Origin of the sequence: Algoriphagus formosus (genome assembly GCF_002807035.1) — a bacterium.
Lineage (GTDB): Bacteria > Bacteroidota > Bacteroidia > Cytophagales > Cyclobacteriaceae > Algoriphagus > Algoriphagus formosus.
The window spans coordinates 41,769-64,044 of sequence record NZ_NIUC01000003.1 but is presented as its reverse complement, the minus strand read 5'-3'; the positions used below and the strand labels follow the sequence as shown (position 1 = coordinate 64,044).

Sequence of the window (22,276 nt, the reverse complement as noted above, 5' to 3'; positions counted from 1 at the left end):
TCGTATCAAAAATTCAGCGAGCTGTTAAATTTTAATTTAAGAAAAATCGCTTACTATCCCGGCAAGAACAAGAATTACATCAACCCAAACGCCCCTTTGATCAAAATAACCGCACTTTCATCCAAATCAATAGAAGGTTTAATCGCCAAATATCCTTCTTGGCTTCCTACTATTTGAACTTCTACTTTTTCCAGGAGGTATCCACTTTCCGTTTTTTCACTTTGAATCAAAATATAATTCAAGCCATCTACCTCTACCACAGCGCTTTCTGGAACTACCTTTGATGGTCTATCCTCCAAATCTAACTTTGCCTCCAAGTACATCCCCGGCACCAAGTATTTTTCCATGCTTTCGTCTACCAAATGAGCATGCACCATTACCTGTCTTTCCGAATTGATAGATTGACTGATGACATAGACCTCTGCCTGGATCTGATCTTCCTTCAAATCAGGGATTGAAACCGTTACTTTTTGGCCAATTTTCAATTTCCTAGCATCCTTCTCATACACAATTAGCTCTACATGCAGGTGATCTCGGTTCAATAAAGTCAGTGCTTTATCTGTGGCATTGAGATAACTTCCCGGCACTGCATGAATACTTTCCACAAAGCCATTGATGGGTGAGTAAACTGGGATTTTTGAGCGAATTTTTCCCGGCTCAAGCGCTTTTGGGTCAATCTTTAACAGTAAAAGCTGTTGCTCCAACCCAGCCAATTTGGCCTCAGAAGTCCGAAAATCAGCCTCAGCTTTTAGGAAGTTTTTTTGTGCAGAAATCTGCTCGGAATACAGGGTCTGTTGACGATCATACTCCGCTTTCAAATATTGCATCTGACTTTGGGTCTCCAGATAGGATTGCTGAAGGTTGACAAACTCAGGATTCTCGAGATAAAACAAAACCTGACCACGTCGAATGGCTTCACCTTCAATTAGAGTAAGGCCAGAAACGTAGCCCCCATAAATCGCAGAAACGTCCTGCCGCCCTTCTGTGGGTACGCGCACCATGCCTTGAAGACTGAGTTGCTCAGATAGATTTCGAGCCTCAATGGATCCCCACTCCATCTTCAACGCATTAAACTGGCTTTGAGAAAGTTGAATCTGAGATGAAGCTGCTACTTCTGCCGCCTCTACTTCTATTCCTTCCGACGAATCGTCTTTTTTCTGACAGGATATAGCCAAAGGGAATAAGAGAATAAATGAGATTTTTCTTAAATGTAAATTCATCAGATCGTCAAGTAAATGAGTTCGAGCTTAGCAAGCTGATAGTCCAGCTTACTTTGTAAGTATTGAAGTCGGATATTTCGGGAATTTTCGAGGAGCTGTACCAGCTGCAGGAAGTCTATTTCACCCTCCTGGAAAGATCGGGTAGCCTGTGTTTCCAATTGCTCGGCAAGGCTTAGCCCCTCCTCCTCATAATAATCTAAAGTCGAGCGGTTTTTGGATATTTCATTTTTCAGCTGCTCACTTCGTGCATTTAATGATTGAGTCACCGCCTGTGATTGGAGTTGAATTTCCTCCTGGAAGAATGAAGCCGCATTCAATTTGGATTTATTTGATCCAAAAAACAGGGGAATAGAAACGCCCGCTTGAAATCCAGGGTAATTCTGGGCATTGATCCCGGGATTACTCCCATTGAAAACTTCCAGACTCAGGTCAGGCAAAAAACTCCTTCTCGCCTCCTTGACCTGAAAATCAGCCTTTCGGATTTCAGCTTCCAGCATCATAGTCAGGGGATGAGTTATTTCGTCATTTTGTTGCAAACTCAATAAAGGCTCTTCGTCGGCGAGAACTAGGCTATCGTCCACGAAAAGTAATCTCCTCAATTCAATCAGTGAGGATTCATAATCCCGACGGGCTGCATTCAGTCGTATCGAAAGTTCCTGTTCCTTGCTTTCTGCGGTAAGCTTCTCCAGCAGATTACTCTCTCCCAACTCAAAACGACGTGCCGAGGCTTTCGCAAACTGCCCATAAATACTGTCCAGATAAACCAAATTATAGATTCGTTCTCGGGCATAAAATGATTTGAGGTAGGCTGCCGAAACCTCCTTTTTGACTTGTCTTTCACGCAAAAGGTATTCAGACTGACTTCGCTCCATTTCGGCTTTCAAGACTGCTGTCCTTGCTGCATAGACTGATGGAAACTCCAGCTGCTGCTGCACTCGCCACACACGGTTGTAGATTCCGTTTTCGGCAATATCATTTTCATCCCAACCATAAGAAACTTGGGTCTTTCCGATATTCCAACCTGTCCCAACCTGAGACTCAGATCGCTCTAGCATTTTCCTAGATGCCTGAAGGTCTATATTTTGAGAAATGGCTATGGAAAGTGCCTCCTCCAAACCTAGTTTTTCCTGCTCTTGGCCAAAAGAAGGATTTACAGCCCATGACATCAAAATGAAAAGCATAACCAAAGGCTTAGATGACCATTTGAGTGCCAATTGCTTTTCATGGAATAGCGTATATAAGACTGGTAATACGATTAAAGTTAATACTGTCGCTGAAACCAAGCCTCCTACTACCACTGTGGCCAATGGTCTCTGAACCTCTGCACCGGCAGATGATGAAATAGCCATCGGTAAAAACCCTAGAGCCGCAGCTGAAGCAGTCAAGAGGACGGGACGGAGTCTTTCTTTAGCTCCAAAAACAACCAAGTCTTTTATTGATGTGAATTTGGTCTCCAATGATTTGAAGTGCTCTATCAACACGATCCCATTCAAGACCGCTATACCAAAGAGGGCAATAAAACCTACCCCTGCGGAAATACTAAATGGCATATCCCGGAACCAAAGCAGGAATACTCCTCCTATTGCTGAAAGCGGGATGGCAGAGTAAATCATTAAGGCATCTTTAGCGGAAGAAAAGGCAAAATACAGCAGGATAAAAATCAAAATCAGAGCGACCGGAACAGCAATTAAAAGCCTTGACCTAGCTTGCTGAAGATTTTCAAACTGTCCCCCATAATCTACTCGATATCCTTCAGGGAGATTGATTTTTTGATTGATGATTTGTTGAATGTCATCTACTACAGATTGTAAATCTCGGTTACGGACATTCACGCTGACTACCACTCTCCTTTGAGTATTATCTCGTGATATTTTAGCTGGACCTTTCGTGTAGGAAATATCAGCTAATTCCGAAAAGGGTATCGAGCTTCCGTCATCCAATTTCACGGTTGTATTTTCTAGACTTTGAAGGTTCTTTCGATGATTTTCATCAAATCGAACTACTAAATCAAACTGCTTCTCCCCTTCGAAAACAGTCCCTGCCACTTCCCCGGCAAAACCCATTGTCACGAGGGAATTCAAGTCAGAAATATTGAGTCCATATTTGGCAATTTTAGAGCGATCATATTCTATTTTCATCTGTGGCAAACCGTCTACTTTTTCCATGATGATATCAGCTGCACCGTCGACATTTTGGATCGCACTCTCAATCTCCTCTCCTAAGCGCAATAGCTCGTCTAAATCTTCCCCAAAGACCTTAATTGCCAAATCAGCCCGGACTCCGGTAATTAACTCATTGAAGCGCATCTCTATCGGTTGAGTAAACTCATAATCAAGTCCAGGAATAATCTCCAGAGCTTCTTTGAATTTATCGGCTAGTTCATCTTTTGTATCCACTGTGGTCCACTCACTAGGCGGATGCAAAGTCACTATCACATCACTTTCTTCCATAGACATGGGATCAGTTGGAATCTCTGCAGCACCAATTCGTGTCACCACCTGCTTGACCTCAGGAAAGTCCAACAAAATATTTTCAATGCTGGTAATCGTTTCTACCGTGCTACTAAGCGAAGTCCCTGTTTTTAGTACCGGTTGTATCACAAAGTCACCCTCATCCAAGGTGGGAACAAACTCTGATCCCATGGAGGAAAAAATCAAAACAGCCGAAATCAAAATACCTCCTGCAGCAACCAAAACTACCTTTGTGTGATTCAGGGCCCAGCGAAGGGAGGGTTCATAGGCTTTATTGATTGCTTTAATTAATCGAACAGATATATTTTTTGGCCCCTGCTTATCAGCCTTCAAGAATAAGGAGGAAGCAACGGGAACGTATGTCAAACCCAATATCATAGCCCCTACCAGTGCAAAGCTAAATACCTCTGCCATCGGTCGGAACATTTTCCCTTCTACTCCTGAAAGAGACAAAATCGGAATAAATACTATAATGATAATTATCTGCCCAAAAATGGCAGAATGCATCATTTTGGAAGCCCCTTTAAATGAAATATCATCCCTCTTCTCTGTTCGCTGTACTTTATTTAACCCTAAAAGCTCATCGGAAGACTTGGTAAATTGATAGGCAATGTATTCGACGATGATCACTGCCCCATCGATAATTATCCCAAAATCAATCGCTCCTAAGCTCATCAAATTGGCATCAACCCCAAAAATATACATGAGGGAAAGCGCGAAAAGCAAACTAAGTGGAATGACGGAAGCCACGACCAAGCCCGACCGAATATTCCCCAAAAGAAGGACAACGACAAAGATGACTATCAAACAACCTAAAATGAGGTTTTCGCTTATTGTAAAAGTAGTCCGCCCAATGAGCTCAGATCTATCCAAAAATCCATTGATATAAATGCCCTCAGGCAAAGAACTTTCTATCTGAGCAATTCGCTCACGTACCAGGTCTATGGTTCGCTTAGAGTCAGCTCCTTTTAGCATCATGATCTGCCCCAGAACCTTTTCCCCTTCTCCGTTGGCAGTAATTGCACCAAATCGATTGGCAGCACCGAACCCTACAGAGGCAATATCCCTAATGAATATGGGAGATCCTGATCGAGTGGTCACGACGATTTGGCCGATATCCTCCAGTGAGCCTGTTAATCCTTCACCGCGGATGAAGAAGCTTTGGTTGTTTTTCTCGATATATCCTCCACCTGCTACGGAGTTGTTTTTTTCAAGGGCAGTGAATACCTCAGTTATGCTTATGTCCATCGCTCTAAGGCGCTCAGGATTAATCGCTACCTCATATTGCTTCAAGAAACCTCCCCAAGTATTGACTTCAATGACACCGTCGATCCCTGCTAACTGACGTTTGACCACCCAATCTTGGATCGTTCTCAAATCCGTAATCGAATACTTGCTTTCATACCCAGGTTTTACATCGATGATATATTGATAGATTTCTCCCAGACCTGTAGAGATAGGTCCCATAGTTGGACTACCAAAACCTGCGGGGATATTTTCTTCAGCAATTTTGAGGCGTTCTGCGATAAGCTGTCGGGGTAGGTATGTCCCCAAATCATCCTCAAATACAATTGTGACAACTGACAGACCAAACTTGGATACAGATCGAATCTCTTTTACCCCTGGTAGATTGGCCATTTCCAATTCGACAGGGTAAGTAAGATATTTCTCTACATCTTCAGTGGCTAAATTTCGGGAAGTAGTGATTACTTGGACTTGATTATTCGTAACATCGGGAACAGCTCCAATGGGAATATTCGTAAGGGAATAGATTCCAAATCCAATCCAGATAATAATAAAAATTCCGATCAGTAATTTATTGGCTAAACTCCATCGAATAATCGCATCAAGCATAGTGTATGGGGTATCTTTTGACACAAAATAACCACAGAAGTCTTAGGTGGCTTTTAGTGTTTCCTTAAGATTCCCTTAAGATTTTACCAAGAAAGCTTAAATGTGGTCCCTTTCCCAGCTTGGCTTTCTACGGAAAGTCGGATTTTCAACTCATCACAAAGTTTTTTGACGATGGCTAGCCCCAACCCGGCTCCTGTTTTTTTTGATCCATGACTGGATTTTGCTCTAAAAAATGGGTCAAAAATATACGGCAAGTCTTCAGAAGAAATTCCGACTCCATGGTCTGAAACTTTCAAATAGACCTCTTTATCATTTTTGCCAACTTCCAAGAAAAGAGGAGCTGTATCTCCAGCGTATTTGAAAGCATTGTCCAGTAAGTTGTCTAAAATTATCTGTAGTGATTTCTCATTTGTCAAAACAAATACCGGATGCCCAAGCTGAGAAACAAATTCAATCTTCTTCCGTGTTGCCACTGATTTTCTACTTATTACTTCTTCTGAAAAAGATAGCAAATCAAGCTCTTCCAGCACAATGGATTGCCCGCTTTCGACTCGTGCAAGAGCCAATAATTGCTCGATTGTTCCTGTCATCCGATCGATACTTTGAAGAGCTAATTCGATTTTTTGCTCATATTCTTCAGGAGTGCGTGGCTTGCGGATCATCACCTCCAAGGTACCTCGGAGCACCGATAGGGGCGTTCTTAACTCATGAGAAGCATCTGAGGTGAATTGCTGCTCTCGTTTTATGGCTTTTTCCAATCGGCCCAAAAGATCATTGATAGCATGCGTGAGCTGGGTGATTTCCTCTTGATTGCCAGGGGACTGAATTCGTTCACTCAAATTACTTTGAGTTACCTGATTGGCTTTGCGAATAAGCTGCTGAATAGGCCGGACAGTCCGATTTGCCTGATCGCGCATCATCCAATACACAATCATCAGTACAATCGGGAAAAGAATTAAAAGAATCCACCTCAACTTGGTAAAAAGGGCTTGGGCATCATCAAAGGATTGAGCTACCAAAAGAAAGCCTTCCATTTTCCCTGCATTCCGTAGTGGGATTTGCATCTGACGCAGATAGCGAGAGCCTGCTTTAAGAGTCCAAGCCTGCCCCGAATTAGCTCGGTCGGGAAAAAACTCAAGATGATTATCCCTCAGGTTAGGAGATCGATCCATACTTTTCCCCTCCGGATCTACAATCTCAATAAAAATCGGATTCAGCTGAATCTGACTATGCTCCATTTCGCTCCATTCATTTTTGTGAAGAAAGCGAATCTCACCGTTCACGATGAAAATCTGATCCTTATGCTCATCCGTCTCTAGCCGTAGCTCACGATCTATGCTTGAAACTACTGTGACGTAGACCACCCCATAGATCACCCCAAAAACCAACAAAAAAATACCCGCCACTAAAAGTGTAAGCCTTCGTGATAACTGCTTTTTATAAGAGACATTCATCTGTCTATTGTTGATTTTTAATGGTCAGAACCTGTCCCGCACCGAAAGTCAGGATGGAATCTCGATTGTTTCATAGTCACCCTAGTGTGTCTCTGCTAAGTCATGCCAGTCTACTTCAGGCGAGCTCGGTTTCATTGATTTATTCCTTTGCCATGTAACCCACCCCCCGTATCGTCTGAATGTAGTCCTCATCCTTCGTGATGCCCAGTTTTTTTCGAAGTGAATTGATAAAGACATCGATCACACCGGTATTATATTCAAAATGGATATCCCAAACGGACTCGATGATTCGGGTTCGCCTACAGACCGTATTTTTATTTCGAATCAAAAACTCCAATAAAGCAAACTCTTTCTGAGTCAAGGCAATTTCTTTTTCTTCTTTGAAAAGCTTAAAACTCAATGGTTCTAACCGAAAAGGCCCCAAAGTCAAAACCTCAGGCTCCTGATTTACTTTTCTTAGCTGTACTCTAATTCTTTCCAGCAGCTCCTGAAAGTGAAATGGCTTTTTGATGTAATCATTCGCACCTGCCTGCAAGCCAAAAACGGTCTCATCCACCGTATCCTTGGCTGTGAGGAAAATAATTGGCGTAGAACTAAATTCCTTTCGAAACTGCCTAGTCAACTCTATTCCGCTGATTCCCGGAACCATCCAGTCGAGCAATAGTAGATCATATTCCCCAGTAAGGGCTAGATTCAGACCATCTCTTCCATTATCAGAAATGTCTACAGCAAAGTTTTCCTCCTCAAGCCCCTGCTTAAGAAAATTAGATATACCCGGCTCGTCTTCTACAATGAGAATTCTCATGGTTTTACTTCAACTATTTGCAAAATTTTCCAACCATCCACCTCCTGAAGAGTCCTCCAATCCAAGTTTACTGGAAGTTCTGGCATTTTCTTATTGAGTTTAGCTATCCAGATTCCCTTTTGATTGTCGCCTTTTTGAATCCATTCAGGCTGATCTTTCAAGTTGATCAAAGACTTTTTCCAATCGTCATTTTCTTGGAATTGGGTTTCCCTGTTCAAGCTTTCATCCCCCGCATAAATTGAAATTACAGATCTTTCTGTTTTAAAAGGAATGGAAGGCAGTCTTTTATCGAAGATTACAATTTGATCAGAAGCCGGAGAATGCTCTTCAATCCAATCTACAACTCTTCGTGTATCATTGACCATTCCTGGATTGTTGCTAAATAAATATGCTGACATCGCTGTCAACATCATAGTAAAGATCCATGCACTGAGAAATGCTTTGTCAGAAGTTTTAATTCCTGATAAAAACAACCCAAGAAGTAGTGACAACAGAATCACTCCCAAAAAATATACTTTTGCGCTTAAATGAAGTTCGTCCACGAAAAGCGGGGAAATAAACAAGGCTATCACAATAAGGATTTGGAAAACTGTCTGTGCATTTTCCCATATTTTTTGCGTACGATCACTCAACCCTTCCCAAACTTGCACGGCACCAAATGCCAAGCCTCCAAAGAGTGGCAGGATATACAATACTAGTTTGGACTGACTGAGTGAAAAGAACAAAAGCGGTATAAATACCCATACCCAAAACCGCGAAAATATGACCTGTTTTTTTTGAAAAACCGACTTTGTCTTAGCCAACATAATAATGAACCAAGGAAATGCCAAGAGCAGCAAAATCACAATATAAAACCAAAAAGGTTGGCTCCTGCTAAAGGTATTGGTCGCAAATCGCTCAATGGTATGCTTAAAAACAAAATAGTCTAAGAACCGAGCATCCTCAACCCATAGCATCGCAAACCAGGATATGCCAATAATCAAAAACAAGCTCAACCCCAATAGGCTAGGAAGGTTGAATTTTATTTTTGGAGAGTAGAAAATCTTCTGATGAACCCACAGGACAACTGGAACAATCAATACCACAGGGCCTTTGGTCAGGAATCCAAGCCCCAAAAACAGATACATCAAGATTAAATCCCAATTTTCTTTTTTTTGAAGGTATCGAAACCAAAAAAACAAGGCTGCTAAAATGAAAGTCGCTAAATACGCGTCCGTTGTCAATGCCCTTCCACCAATAATTACTACGGGGAAGGAAGCATACAGCAAGGCGGCTTTAAAGGATTTGCTTTTGTCTTTCCAGAGTAAAATCCCAATCCGATAGATCAAAAAAAGTTGAATTAAAATTGCGATTTGAAGAAAAAAACGGGCAGCAAAAGGATTAACTCCAAAAATCTTATAAGAAAGTGCTGTGATCCAATAAGTCATAGGAGGCTTGTGATAGTGATAAATACCCATCAATTGAGGATGCATCCAATCTCCGTTTTGAAGCATTTCTTTACTGATTTGGGCATAGCGAGCCTCACTGGACTCCGTTACCGACCAAGAGTTCAAATTGAAGAATAAAAAAAAGGCCGTCACCCCTAAAAAAAGTCCCATCCGGTAGGTCTTAACTTTCTCTAGAAAATTGAGATTCCTCTTATTCTGAAATCCGAAATGGATCATCACATTTCTCAGGTAAACAATCATCCCAAAGGCCTGGCCGATAAATAAAACCGCATCCTTTCTAATAATGGCATAAATAATAATCAATATGGCGCCAAGCATACTAATGTACCAAAAACTCAAAGGGAAATAAGATTTCTCATGCTTTTCAGAAAAATACCATTGGACCAGAAACCGAGAGGTAAAGATAAGCTGGCCAATACTTCCCCAAGTCAATAAGAAAAAATCTATATCAGGATTATTGAGTGTAAGGAAAAACTCAGAAGGCCTAAAAAAGGCAAAATAGAAGACAAAAAGAATGGGCAACCCGTAAAATAACAGTTGGATTACTTTTGGGATTTTTCTCCATTCCCCCTGAAGTTGAAGGTTGCGGATATATACGAAGTAGCCGATTAATTGGCCCCCGACGATCACTAGATCATGTCTAAAAGCCCCATAAGTCATCAAAAAAAGGGAAGCAATTAAACTCAGCTGCCAAAAAATCACTGGCGAGAGTACCTCCCCTCCTTTTTCAGATTTGACCAGTTGGATTAAAAACCTAGCAGAAAATAACCCTTGAGCCAAAAAGCCCAAACCCAATAGCAGTGAATCTTTCATGATTGTTGGTCTTCTCGTTCATAAAGATCCGAGGAAGCGATTTTATAGGATATCTTTCGCTTTGCCATCCACCAAACCGCAAAAGTATCCTGAAGCGGTGTGAGCAGCCTATTCCAAAGATTAAATTTACTTTTGCCAGTCACTCTAGGGAAATGGGTAACCGGTACCTGCTTGATTTTACCACCTTTCATCAATACCAAAGCGGGGATAAAGCGATGCATTCCTTTAAAAAAAGGTAAAGAAATAGCCACATCCCTTCTTAGAATTTTTAGTGGGCATCCGGAATCATTGACACCATCGTGAAGCATAAAATCACGAAAACTATTTGCCACTTTGGAAGAAAGCTTTTTTACTAGAGAATCCTTCCTGCTTGCTGAGCGATCTCCTAAAACCAAGTCGAACTCATTTAAATATGACTCAAATTTCAACAAGTCTTTTGGTTTTGTCTGAAGGTCTGCATCAATGTAACCGACCCAATCTGTTCTTGCACAATCAAATCCAGCTTTGATTGCCGAACTCAACCCGCTATTTTTTTCAAGGGATAAAAAATGAAAACGGGAATCCTCCAAACAGAGCTTTTCAATCAATTCTAAACTTCTATCCCTTGAGCCATCATCAACCAATAAAACGCTGGGATTAAGCTTAGTTAATTCAAAATACTCGGAAAACTCCTGAGGAAATTTCGGAATCGCTTCTTCTTCGTTATAAATGGGAACTATTATACAGATGGATTCCATAGAATGAAATTTTGGCATCAAAAATCACTCTTTACTATGAATTCAAATAAAAAATCAGCTTAAAATTTCCTTAAAATTTAATTAATCAATAGAAAAGGAAGATGAGTCAATCTATTGAATTGCCTATAATTTATAAAAAAGTTACTCGGAGATTTAGGCCACTTCCAATTGTCTACTCTCCACATTCTTCTTTTTAGTTGGCTTTTTCTTTTTCCGCTTATTCCACCAAATTAGTGTACCAGTGATAGGAAGCGAAGTCGCAATCAAGCAAGCGACAAACCAAAGAAACTTCGTAAAGGCACCAAAAATCTCTCCTGTGTGTAGGCTTTTCACCGAGCGGCCAATTTGCTGTCTGACAGTCATATCTGAGAAAAGCTTGCTTTCCTTCACCTCTAAATTAGCCTGATCAAGTTGCAGTTGATCCGACCCTGATCTGGCAAAAAAGCCTATCCGGTATTTACTGATACTGATGGATTCGGAGTCGTCCTTCGGAAGGCTGATTCTGCTGTTTCCGCTGTAAGGAAGGGTTTCATTTACTTTTGCCAACGCATTATCTAAAGAAAACTGAAGAGCCGGTCCAGGAACTATCTCAATGGCCTCCTCCCCTTTTTGCTCTTCTTTAGGTGGCTGATAGGTGTCCCAAGTCTTCTGCCAACCTTCTCGGTACCATTGAAATGACCAGAACAATCCCGTAGCAGACATGATAAACAAAGCGATTAGGGAATAAAATGCTAAGGTGTTGTGCAAGTCATGATTCACCCGCTTCCAATTTCCTGACCATTTCACTTTGAGACCTTGACGCCAGCTTTTAACCTTTTGGGGTACCCAAATTACCATGCCTGTTAATACCCCTAATAAAAATAAAGAAGTGGCTATTCCATTGATCAAACGGCCTAGCTCCCGATTGCTCATGCTTTCCAGCAAAGGCTCTTCAATTCGGTCGATCAACAACCATCGATGCAGTGAAAACTGCATACTCATAAATTCCTCAGCTGCTGTTCGCTCCGAATTATCTGCAAGGACTTCTCCAGAATAAGGATTGATAAAATAGGTAGTACCCCGACCTTTTTCACCCTCTTTCAATAAGCTAAACTGCACGGTTCGGCTTGGATCTTCACTTACAAAAACAGAAGTGACTTCACCGCCAATTTGAGACTCTACCTTACTTCTCAATTCATCCAAAGAAAGTCTACTCCCCTCTTCCTCCACAAAATACCGCTCTGAATCTGCCCACTCCTTGATCTCAGTATTGTAGACATAAATCGTCCCGCTCAGGCAAACAAGGATGACAACTAATCCAGAAATCAGACCTGCGTAAAGATGAATATCATTGAAGAGTTTGCGGACTTTTTTCCAAAGGGGATTTGTAGCTGCCATTCTTTATCCTTATTTAGATTTGGTCAAAATTAAAAGGAAAAATTAAGATTATTAAGATTGATTCTAAAAAATCTTTGAATGGTCGGAGAAAGACTTCAAATTGAAAAAAAGGAAATGATTCGCATTTTTATATCTTGAGGTCGAAATCACCGCTTAAAATGAAATCGAGCCTCCCTGAAGTAGAAAGGCATGACCTAGCCGACAGATACTGGGACGACTATCAAACACGCGAGATTCCATCTGACCATTAAAAATCAATTATTAACAGATGAAAAACACCTATTTTATCTTACTTCTTCTCCTAGTTTTTGCCTGTGCAGAAAAGGAACCCGATCCACGGGCTATTCAACCTGAGGATTTCAAACAAGTGCTAGATGCCCATGGAGATTGGAGCCGATGGCTTGATGCGGAAGCCTTTTCTTACACCATGTTTCATGAAACCAATCTTACTCAAGAGAATCACTTTTTCAATTTGGGTTCGAGAAAAGGTAGAATCGATGCTCAAAATTTTCAAATAGGCTTTGATGGGGAGAAAGTTTGGATTAGCCCCAACCGACAAGCTTTTGGTGGACCTTCCGTACGATTCTATCACAATCTTTATTTCTACTTTTTTAGCATTCCCTACATTTTCACAGATCCGGGAGTGAGCGTGGAGAAGATCGAAGATCGCACCATAAATGGCAAAAGCCATGAAACATTCAGTGTGAGCTTTGCCAGTAATAAAGGAGATAGCCCTGATGACCAATACTACATGCTAGCTGACCCCGAAACCCATCAATTGGAATGGGTGCTCTATACAGTTACGTTTTTTGATAGCCCAGAACCTACTCTAAATGCCCTTAAATACGAGGACTATCGGGATGCAGGAGGATTGGTATTTCCTAGAGTTCTGACAGGCTATACATTAGAAGGTGATTCCACAGGCAGGATACGATATCAGGTCAGTTTCGCAGATGTTGTACTGACAGAGGATGCTCTTGATGATGATCTTTTTGAAATGCCGGAAAAGGGTGCCGTAGTAGCAAACTAATCAACCTGAAATTATCTTAATACTCACATTTGCCTCGAGTTTTGATAGGGCATTTCCATAGAAGACACCTTGGACGGGGGAAGTCGCAAGTGGATCAAAATGGAGAGCAAGAGGTATGTAACCATTGTCTGTGAATAAACCCAAACTAGGATCCAAACCTACCCATCCTGCTCCTGGGAGAAAAACCTCTAGCCAGGCATGAAGCTCATGCCCATCTTCCACGTCAGGATTGAAAGAATAGCCGGATGCAAATCGAGTAGCTAAGCCAACTGATCTAAGCATAGCCATTTGCATAAATGCAAGATCACGACAAGACCCTTCCTTTTTGAAAAAAGTATCTTTTGGACTCCAAATATTTTGTTCATGCCGAATGATATGATTCCATTCCAGATGAATTAACCCCGTCAATTGGGTCAAAAAATCGATGAGTCCACTAGATTTTGTTTTTACACTACCTAAAAACTCGATCGCTTCCGTCAGTTCTGAATCCAAAAACGGCCTTAGAAAATCCGATTCTCCCAGATAAAGTTTTCTATTCCCCTCAAAGAACTTCTCTTCAAAAGCACCTTCAACGATAAAGGAAAATGGATTGAATGGGCTCAATTTAAATTCCCATTCCGAATAAATTTCCAATTTGGATACTTTGCCTTGAAACCATACTTGCTGATACCAATTTCCAAGTAGATCTTCCCGAAAGTTCGAACCGGAGGGATCAGGAAACACCTTCATAGACTGATTATCAATCTTATAGTATGGCCTATATTGAGGATGTAGGTAAAAGCTATGAATGCCCAGTTCTACCGGTTGACTGTATAAATAGCTCGTGAAGTGATTGACTTTGATCAGCATACGGAATAGTTCTATTCTTCTGCCAAGTCTTTTTGGCGATCAAATGCTTGATCTAAAATATTGGCAGGTAAATCCGCAATAGCACTCTTCAGCCGATTATTCCAAAATGAGGAAATATGCTCCATATCTTTTTGTTCGAATCGTTTCTCTATCGAGTAATACTCATCATTTTTGAGGACAACTGTATCAATTGGAAAATCAACATCGTTTGCAGAAATCCTAGTTGCATCAAAAGACAGGAAAGCACATCGTAATGCGTATTCGAGAGGATCTTCAAAATGTAAGGCTCTTTTCAGGACAGGAATTCCAAAGCCAGAATTACCAATAATCACATATGGGGTTCCTTTTCTGATTTCGATCCAATTGCCTTGCGGATAAAGCAAGTATAACTTCGGCTCTGAGTCATCTTCTAACTGTCCTCCAATAATGGAAAACAGGTTGAAATTTAAACCGGCTTCTTCCAAAAACTCTTTGTCTTCCTTGGCCACAAGCTTCACTTGATTGCCAAACTCGTTGACAGCATTATAAAGCTTTGTAAATGATTCGTCTTGCTTTTCAATAACCTCAGAAAAATATGTGATTGCTTTATCTCGAACCGAACGAAGGCCACTAGTCATGATAAAGAATGAATGCTTTTGCCGATTAACGGTGAAGACTTTTTTGGAGGAGGTGGTATCACTTCCTGAGGTAATCCTGGTATCGGATAGCCCCACCAATCCATGTTTGGTTTTGATGCCTAGGCAAAATGTCATTATTGATTTTGATTTTGGGAGATAAAATTATCCTGAAGCCGAAAGTACGTACTGTCAATCAGATCTGATAGCTTATTCAGTTTTATTTGAATGTTATCCAAATATTCGTGAAGGCCATAATCAATTATTTCTCCGACTTCGGCAAATTCTAGTTGGGAGCGTAATTCACCAATAGCTTTTTCTGCAGGGTTTTTGAAGCCTCCACCCAAATTACCAGAAATATGATGAAGACAAACCTCTGCCTCATTTAAGCAAAAATAGATCGAACGGGGGAAGTATTTGTTTAAAACAAGAAATTCAACAACGTTCAGGGGATTAATATTTCCATAAATTCTTCTGTAGGTATTAAATCCTGTCACCGACTTCAAAAGTGCCATCCAATGAAGAAAATCCAACGGCGATCCTACATCTGAGCCGGATGGCAAAAGGATATGATACTTGACATCCAAAATACGAGAAGTCTTATCAGCCCTTTCCACAAATTGACCCAACTGTCTAAAATACCATCCCTCCACTCTAGCTACGCTACTATCTGCTATCCCATAAATCAGTAAAATCTGATTTTTGATTTTCTCATAGAAAGGTCTTGGGTCTGCTTTTTTCCAAACCTTCTTTGCCTCTCCTTCTTGCATCATCAAATAGAGCTGATTACTCTTTTCCCAAGTTTCTTTGCTGAGGTTTTCTCGGATAATTCGCGCATTTTCCCTTGCACGAGAAATGGCAGAAAACATCGAATTAGGGTTATTTTGATCAAATGTTAGAAAAAACAGGACTTGGTTTTTGTCGAAATCTTTATAGCTATGCTGATATAATTGTAAATCTCCAGTAGCTGCTATGAGAGGCTGCCATTGCTCTTTTAGATCCATGGGAAGATCCTGCATCAAATTGAAATTCACATCGATAAAACGAGCATAATTCTCAGCCCTCTCCAAGTATCTTCCTAACCAATAAATATTATTTGCAACGCGACTTAGCATAGTTTTAATCCTTTAAGAGTATAAAATCCAAGTGTCCTTACTACCACCACCTTGAGAGCTATTGACCACTAATGACCCTTTTCGAAGTGCTACTCGTGTCAATGCACCAGGGATCACCTCAATACCATCACCATAAAGAATATACGGTCTTAAATCAACATGTCTTCCTTGTAGTCCTTCGTCTGTCAATGTCGGCACCGTAGATAATGACAAAGTAGGTTGTGCGATATAGTTGGTTGGGTTTGCTTTGATCAATTCTCTGAATTTTGCATGCTCTTCTTTGGAGGCTTTTGGACCAATCAACATTCCATACCCTCCCGCAGCATTGGTTTCCTTAACAACCAATTCTTCAATATTTTCCAAAACATAGTCTAGATCCTTTTTTTCACGACATAGGTAGGTGGGAACATTATTCAATATCGGATCTTCATCAAGGTAATATTTAATGATTTTGGGAACGTAGGCATAAACCGCTTTGTCATCTGCTACACCTGTTCCCGGGGCATTCGCCAAAGCAATATTTCCTGCTTTGTAAGCTTCAAAAATCCCAGGAATCCCCAACATGGAATCAGGTCTAAAAGTCAACGGATCTATAAATACATCATCAATTCTTCGATAGAGTACATCTATTTGCTGAAGCCCCTTGGTAGTTTGCATATATACCTTTTTATCCTTGACGAGAAGATCTATTCCGGTTACCAGTTCTATTCCCATTTGAAGGGCTAGATACGAATGCTCATAATAAGCTGAGTTGTATATTCCTGGAGTCAAAACTCCCACAACTGGCTTAGGCTTATCACTGAGAAACTGCAACATCTGAAGAAGTTTCGCGGGATAATCAGAGACAGGTCTTACTCCGATCTTATTGAAAAGAACTGGAAATGCTCTTTTAATTATCTCCCGACTCTCCAACATGTAAGAAACTCCAGAAGGGCATCGGAGATTGTCCTCAAGGACGTAATATTCCCCATCCTTATTTTTAATCAAATCCGTACCCGTTATGTGGCACCAAATCCCTTTTGGTGGAGTTAGGCCAATACAAGGCTTAAGAAAATCTTTGGATCCCAAAATCAACTCTTCTGGCACAATACCATCCTTTAGAATTTTTTGATCATTGTAGATATCCTGGAGAAAAAGGTTCAAGGCATAGGTTCTTTGCTTTAATCCCTTATCTAGTTTTTCCCACTCAGGATTAGCAATGATTCTGGGTATAATATCCAAGTGCAATATTTTCTCAAGTCCTTCATTGTCATGATAAACATTAAAAGTCATTCCCATGGCTCGCTGTGTTTGATTTGCAGAAAACTGCAAGTGGTTCATCTTGGCGGTTGGGACTTTCTTAAGGTTTCGGAAAAATTCAGCGTATGGAGTACGAATTTCACCTTGGGGATTGAGCATCTCGTCATAATGCTCCCCTGATTGGTATCCTTCTATTTTCATGCTTTCTTATTCTTTCTTTAAAATATATATAAATCTTCAGTTTAATTAAGAAACCATCTTTTTATTAACTATTCCAATAAAATCCACCAGAAAACTCCTCTTAAACTTCAAAAAATCAATATTCCCTCTGTTTGGGAATAAATCAGAAAGAGTGGATAATTTACTTTATTTTCGCATATGGTTAGGGGAATTTTGAATATACCAGATAGTGCCTGGGTAAGACGTGTCACTTTTTGGAGACAGGTAAAAGACATCTTATTTATTGGAATAGGAGTCGTGATGGCCAGTATTGGGTTAAAGGGGTTTTTACTACCAAACGGCTTCTTCGACGGGGGTGCAATGGGGGTTTCCCTTTTGATGGAGATTTTGACACCACTGGATTTATCCCTTTTGATTATCTTGGTCAACATCCCCTTTATCTATCTTGGATACAAACAGTTGAATCTCCGGTTTGCTATTAAAAGCACCTTTGCCATTTTTGCTTTGGCGCTTTTGGTACACTACATTGAATTACCCGTGATCACGGCAGACAAGCTTTTGATTGCGGTTTTTGGAGGTTTTTTTCTGGGAAGTGGAATTGGCTTTTCGATTCGAGGGGGAGCTGTCATTGATGGGACGGAAGTCCTTGCTATTCAAGTTTCACGCAAGTCCAGCCTGACCGTAGGAGACTTTATTACTGTCTTCAATGTTTGCCTCTTCTTAGTAGCTGCTATTCTGGTAGGGCTTGAAACAGCCATGTATTCCATGCTGACCTATTTTGCTGCGTCGAGAACCGTCGATTTCCTTATCAATGGTGTGGAAGAATATCTCGGGGTGATGATTGTCTCTAATTACTCAGATGCGATCAAAGAAAAAATCACTTACGATCTTGGCCGAGGAGTGACAGCCTTTAAAGCCGACGGCGGATTTGGTGAAAAAGCTAAAAACCCTGATCGAAATGTACTCTTTTGCGTAGTCACCCGATTAGAAGTTACACGCGTATTGACTGAAATCGACAAAATCGACCCAAAGGCTTTCGTCATTCAGTACCCCATCAAGGATACCAAAGGCGGAATGATCAAAAAAAGGCCTTTACATTAAGGCCTTTTTTTAAGATTCATCATCATATCAGTTAACTGATATGCATATCCGCTATTTTATCAGTAGCGAAATTGAAGGGTAAAATTCTGCATAAATTATCGATTTATGCTGGCTTCCGTCATCGGACATCGGGCATCCGACTTGATTAGCAAAGAAAATAAGCAATCCGGTATCATTACGGATAATCATATTAACTGATTATCGTATCAGTGACTCCAATCGTAAGTATCAACTTTTTCCAAACAAGCTACCAATAGATCTATCGATCCTTGGATATCAGATTTATGAGCCATCTCGATCACCTGATGAAGGTGTCGGGTTGGAATAGAAATCGCACCGGCAATTGCACCTTGTTTACCCATCCGCTGTACTCCTGCAGTATCCGTACCGCCAGCAGTAAGAATCTCAGGTTGCCAAGTGATTTTTTCTTGATCTGCAATTTGCTTCATAAAAGTCACCATCCGATAATCACAGATAGTCATCGCGTCCATGATTTTGATAGCTGTGCCCTTTCCTAGTTCCGTCACTTTCTCATGAGCTTGTGCACCTGGCACATCAAAAGCGATCGTGGTATCTAAAGCAATCCCAAAATCCGGATTGATACTGTGAGCTGCCACGTTGGCTCCTCGTATTCCTACTTCTTCTTGTACGGTGAAAGTCGCATAGACATCATAAGCTGGGTTTTTCAAATTCTTGAGAGCTTCAATTAGAATAAAAACCGCCACTCGATTATCGATCGATTTACAGTTGACACATTCACCCATTTCGATCAATTCTCGATCGCGAGTCACTGGATCACCGATAGAAATATACTTTTCGACTTCCTCCTTGGGCATGCCTAAATCGATGAAAAAATCGGTAGTCTTTGGAAGTTTATTTCGCTCTTCCTGACTCATTACATGAATAGGCTTACTCCCCATCACCCCGATTAAATCCTTCTTGCCATGTACGATCACTCGCTGTGCTGTCAAAGTCTTGGGATCAAACCCACCAAGGGTATGGAACCGCAGAAATCCATTATCATCGATATGAGTCACAATAAAACCAATCTCATCCATGTGAGCTGCTACCATCACCCGCTTACCATCAGGGTTTCTTTGTCCTTTTTTGACTGCGATGACATTTCCCAAATTATCGGTTTTGATCTCATCGACATAAGGCGTTACCAATTCGATAATTAGGTCTCTAATCCGCTTTTCAAATCCCGGTGCTCCGGCTATTTCGCATACATCCTTGAGTAATGAAACGTCCATATATTCTATTTATATCAGTTAATTGAGCTAAAATACAAGATAAAAAAAGCGCAACGAAGACGCTGCGCTTGAAATTTAAGATTCTTATCGAACTAGTATGCCCGGATGGTTTTTCCCTCCATAAAGTTAGCAAATGACCGGTTTACAACACGAGTACCTCCACTTGTTGGATAATCGCCCGTAAAATACCAGTCACCAACGTGATCAGGAATGCACTGATGTAGGGATTCAACCGTCTGATAAATCACCCGAACTTCCGCTTTGATTTCTGGTGAGGTTACGATTTCGGCGATCTTGTCAGATATCTCTTGATCAGTGAAATTCTCATAGACCTTCTTCACATAGTTCTCTAAGGAGCTTGGATTGGCTATACAAGCCTCATATGTCTCATCCAAAATATTCTCCATTTTGCGTTCCTTTAGCAGAGCCAAAGCTGCACGGAAGGCGATAAATTCTTTCATTCGAGACATATCGATCCCGTAGCAATCAGGGAAACGGATCTGAGGAGCAGAAGAAACGATTACAATCCTCTTGGGATTAAGTTTATCGAGTGTAGTCAAAATACTCTTCTCCAAAGTGGTTCCTCTAACGATACTGTCATCAATCACCACAAGGGTATCTACACCCGGTCTGACTACTTCATAGGTCGTATCATACACCGAACTCACCATCACATCTCGATCATCGTCATTGGTGATGAAGGTTCGAAGCTTGACATCCTTGCTGACAAGTTTTTCGACTCTTGGCCGGAAATTGAGCAATTCTTCCAGATCACCCATGTGAGGTTTTCCTTCCAAAAAGACCTCTTTACGCTTGGCAACCAAGTAATCCTCTAAGCCCTCAATCATCCCCAAAAAGGCTGTTTCAGCTGTATTTGGGATGTAAGAAAATACTGTATTCTTCAGATCGAAATCAATAGCTTTTAATATTTGAGGAATGAGCGCCTTGCCTAAATTTTTCCGCTCCTGATAAATATTCGGATCGGTACCACGTGAAAAATAGATCCGCTCGAATGAACAGGATTTCTTTTCTCTGGCAGGCATAATTTCCTCTTCTGAGTAGCTTCCATCCTTGTTGATTACCAAGGCATGACCTGGCTGAATTTCCTTAATCTCCTTAAAATCAATATCAAAAGCAGATTTGATCGCAGGCTTTTCGGAGGCTACTACGATAATTTCATCATCGGCATAATAATATGCTGGCCTGATTCCGGAAGGATCACGAACAACAAAGCTAGAACCATTTCCTATCATTCCAGCCATCGCATAACCTCCGTCAAAATCACGGCAGGATCGACGTAGAATTCTGCCTACATCCAGCTCATCCTCAATCAGGTGTGTGACTTGTTCATTTGAATACTGGTGCTTATACTTCTCGAAAATCCGTTGGTTTTCTTCATCCAAAAAGTGACCAATTTTCTCCATCACCGTGACCGTATCGGTCTTCTCCTTCGGGTGCTGACCCAATTGAACTAGCTTTCCAAACAGCTCCTCCACATTGGTCATATTGAAGTTTCCAGCCATTACCAGATTACGGCTTCGCCAGTTATTCTGCTTGAGGAAAGGGTGGCAGGTTTCAATGCTGTTTTCTCCGTGCGTACCATAGCGCAAGTGTCCTAGCCAAACTTCGCCAGAGAAAGCAATATTTTCTTTCAGCCAATCTGCATCACTGAGCGCATCGTGTCCTCCAAGTTTTTTAGCTTTCTTGTACTTCTTGTTTATTTTGTCAAAAATGTAATTGACCGCAGAGGGCTCTATCGAGCGATATCGACTGATGTAGCGCGTTCCGGGTTTAGTATTAATTTTGATATTGGCGACACCGGCACCGTCTTGACCTCTATTGATTTGCTTCTGCATAAGAACGTACATTCTATTGGAAGCAAAAGCAGGCGTGCCGTATTTGTCGATGTAGTATTGAGGGGATTTGCGGAGCCTGACCATGGCTATACCGCATTCATGCTTGATGGCGTCACTCATTGACCGGGAGATAAGTTAGCGTGATGATACAAAGGTACAGCAATTTAAAAGAATTCAGAACCGAAAAGTTCATTTCGCTACGCTACTCCTTATCAATGTCCTAGCTAGGATCAAAAACGAAGCATCACGTAGCCTTGAGGAACGTAGGTTGTGGCCGTAGTAAGCATAGAATGAGCCACTTCCACTCCTTCTACTAGGTCTTCTTTTTTCAAGCCACGCACAATCATAGATTGTCCACAGACCAAAATATCCGCCCCACCTTCACGCAGTGCCGCAATCACGGGAGCGTTTGGATTGTCGACCTTAAATCGCTCTTGATATTTCTCATTATTCAAAATAGAAAAAATCGCCCCACCATGGACCACTACTTTGACATGAAGTCTTTCTTTAGGCACTCCCGCCAAACCATGTAAATTCATCAATCGGGCCACATTATCTACATATCGGTTGACATTTTCAGGGGTTTCAGTACCTGTAATCAGGTCTATCAAAATCTTATATTCCAGCGAAGGATCGGGACGTTCGGTAGCTTCTGGCACCTCATAGATACCTCCAAAACCCTTAACGATTGGAAATTGGGCTTCTTGAGCGATTAAAGATGAACAGGTCAAAACAAAAAGAAGCGAAAGGAGAGATAGGTTCTTGATCATGGATTTGATTTTAAGAATCGAAAAGTAAGTAAAAATCTAATTTCCATGACACCATTAATCAAAAAAGCCTCTCCAAAAATTGGAAAGGCT

16 protein-coding genes are annotated in these 22,276 nt (G+C 41.1%); 2 read left to right on the top strand and 14 right to left on the bottom strand.

Annotated elements, in window-relative coordinates; translation table 11 throughout:
• Window positions 1-74 precede the first annotated feature (74 nt).
• From CDH51_RS15710 to CDH51_RS15680, 7 genes are all read right to left on the bottom strand, one after another.
• On the bottom strand, window positions 75-1,220 hold the full coding sequence (locus CDH51_RS15710; protein ID WP_100629515.1) for an efflux RND transporter periplasmic adaptor subunit: 1,146 nt from the start codon (window positions 1,218-1,220) through the stop codon (window positions 75-77).
• Window positions 1,220-5,569 carry a CusA/CzcA family heavy metal efflux RND transporter gene (locus CDH51_RS15705; RefSeq protein WP_317045959.1) on the bottom strand — a complete coding sequence of 1,450 codons (4,350 nt, stop codon included), beginning with the start codon at window positions 5,567-5,569 and terminating at the stop codon, window positions 1,220-1,222. The genes CDH51_RS15710 and CDH51_RS15705 overlap by 1 nt, the downstream gene beginning before the upstream one ends.
• Window positions 5,570-5,628: 59 nt before the next feature.
• Window positions 5,629-6,999: a sensor histidine kinase gene (locus tag CDH51_RS15700; RefSeq protein WP_100629513.1), complete on the bottom strand. Its 1,371-nt coding sequence runs from the start codon at window positions 6,997-6,999 to the stop codon at window positions 5,629-5,631.
• A 139-nt stretch (window positions 7,000-7,138) separates the two neighbouring features.
• Window positions 7,139-7,804 carry a response regulator transcription factor gene (locus CDH51_RS15695; protein WP_100629512.1) on the bottom strand — a complete coding sequence of 222 codons (666 nt, stop codon included), beginning with the start codon at window positions 7,802-7,804 and terminating at the stop codon, window positions 7,139-7,141.
• Window positions 7,801-10,065, bottom strand: a complete 2,265-nt coding sequence (locus CDH51_RS20095; protein ID WP_157807131.1) for a lipid-A-disaccharide synthase N-terminal domain-containing protein — start codon at window positions 10,063-10,065, stop codon at window positions 7,801-7,803. The genes CDH51_RS15695 and CDH51_RS20095 overlap by 4 nt, the downstream gene beginning before the upstream one ends.
• On the bottom strand, window positions 10,062-10,802 hold the full coding sequence (locus tag CDH51_RS15685) for a glycosyltransferase family 2 protein (RefSeq protein WP_100629853.1): 741 nt from the start codon (window positions 10,800-10,802) through the stop codon (window positions 10,062-10,064). Before CDH51_RS15685 ends, CDH51_RS20095 begins: the two co-directional genes overlap by 4 nt.
• A gap of 153 nt (window positions 10,803-10,955) precedes the next feature.
• Window positions 10,956-12,179, bottom strand: a complete 1,224-nt coding sequence (locus CDH51_RS15680; RefSeq protein ID WP_100629511.1) for a PepSY-associated TM helix domain-containing protein — start codon at window positions 12,177-12,179, stop codon at window positions 10,956-10,958.
• A gap of 268 nt (window positions 12,180-12,447) precedes the next feature.
• Here CDH51_RS15680 and CDH51_RS15675 point away from each other — a divergent pair, with 268 nt between their 5' ends.
• The gene (locus tag CDH51_RS15675; protein ID WP_100629510.1) at window positions 12,448-13,209 is read left to right on the top strand and encodes a DUF6503 family protein; all 762 of its coding nucleotides are present in this window, start codon (window positions 12,448-12,450) and stop codon (window positions 13,207-13,209) included.
• Here the strand turns inward: CDH51_RS15675 and CDH51_RS15670 are convergent, their stop codons facing one another.
• From CDH51_RS15670 to CDH51_RS15655, 4 genes are read right to left on the bottom strand one after another with little or no spacing between them, the layout of a single operon-like run.
• Window positions 13,210-14,058 carry a transglutaminase family protein gene (locus tag CDH51_RS15670; protein ID WP_100629509.1) on the bottom strand — a complete coding sequence of 283 codons (849 nt, stop codon included), beginning with the start codon at window positions 14,056-14,058 and terminating at the stop codon, window positions 13,210-13,212.
• A gap of 11 nt (window positions 14,059-14,069) precedes the next feature.
• The gene (locus tag CDH51_RS15665; RefSeq protein ID WP_100629508.1) at window positions 14,070-14,810 is read right to left on the bottom strand and encodes a peptidase; all 741 of its coding nucleotides are present in this window, start codon (window positions 14,808-14,810) and stop codon (window positions 14,070-14,072) included.
• A complete protein-coding gene (locus CDH51_RS15660; protein WP_100629507.1) occupies window positions 14,810-15,787 on the bottom strand; it encodes an alpha-E domain-containing protein in 978 nt (325 codons plus the stop codon). Before CDH51_RS15660 ends, CDH51_RS15665 begins: the two co-directional genes overlap by 1 nt.
• 12 nt (window positions 15,788-15,799) lie before the next feature.
• Window positions 15,800-17,227: a circularly permuted type 2 ATP-grasp protein gene (locus CDH51_RS15655; protein ID WP_100629506.1), complete on the bottom strand. Its 1,428-nt coding sequence runs from the start codon at window positions 17,225-17,227 to the stop codon at window positions 15,800-15,802.
• Window positions 17,228-17,419: 192 nt separating this feature from the next.
• On the opposite strand from CDH51_RS15655, the gene CDH51_RS15650 reads away from it, so the two are divergent.
• Window positions 17,420-18,307, top strand: coding sequence for a YitT family protein (locus tag CDH51_RS15650; protein ID WP_232724838.1), 888 nt, complete (start codon window positions 17,420-17,422; stop codon window positions 18,305-18,307).
• Window positions 18,308-18,513: 206 nt separating this feature from the next.
• Here the strand turns inward: CDH51_RS15650 and CDH51_RS15645 are convergent, their stop codons facing one another.
• The 3 genes from CDH51_RS15645 to CDH51_RS15635 all read right to left on the bottom strand — a co-directional run bounded on the left by CDH51_RS15645 (window position 18,514) and on the right by CDH51_RS15635 (window position 22,186).
• The gene (locus tag CDH51_RS15645) at window positions 18,514-19,560 is read right to left on the bottom strand and encodes a M42 family metallopeptidase (RefSeq protein WP_100629504.1); all 1,047 of its coding nucleotides are present in this window, start codon (window positions 19,558-19,560) and stop codon (window positions 18,514-18,516) included.
• Between the two features lie 92 nt (window positions 19,561-19,652).
• Window positions 19,653-21,536, bottom strand: coding sequence for an amidophosphoribosyltransferase (locus CDH51_RS15640; RefSeq protein WP_100629503.1), 1,884 nt, complete (start codon window positions 21,534-21,536; stop codon window positions 19,653-19,655).
• 110 nt (window positions 21,537-21,646) lie between these two features.
• Window positions 21,647-22,186 (bottom strand): DsrE family protein, encoded by a 540-nt coding sequence (locus tag CDH51_RS15635; RefSeq protein WP_100629502.1) that lies wholly within the window; start codon window positions 22,184-22,186, stop codon window positions 21,647-21,649.
• Window positions 22,187-22,276 lie beyond the last annotated feature (90 nt).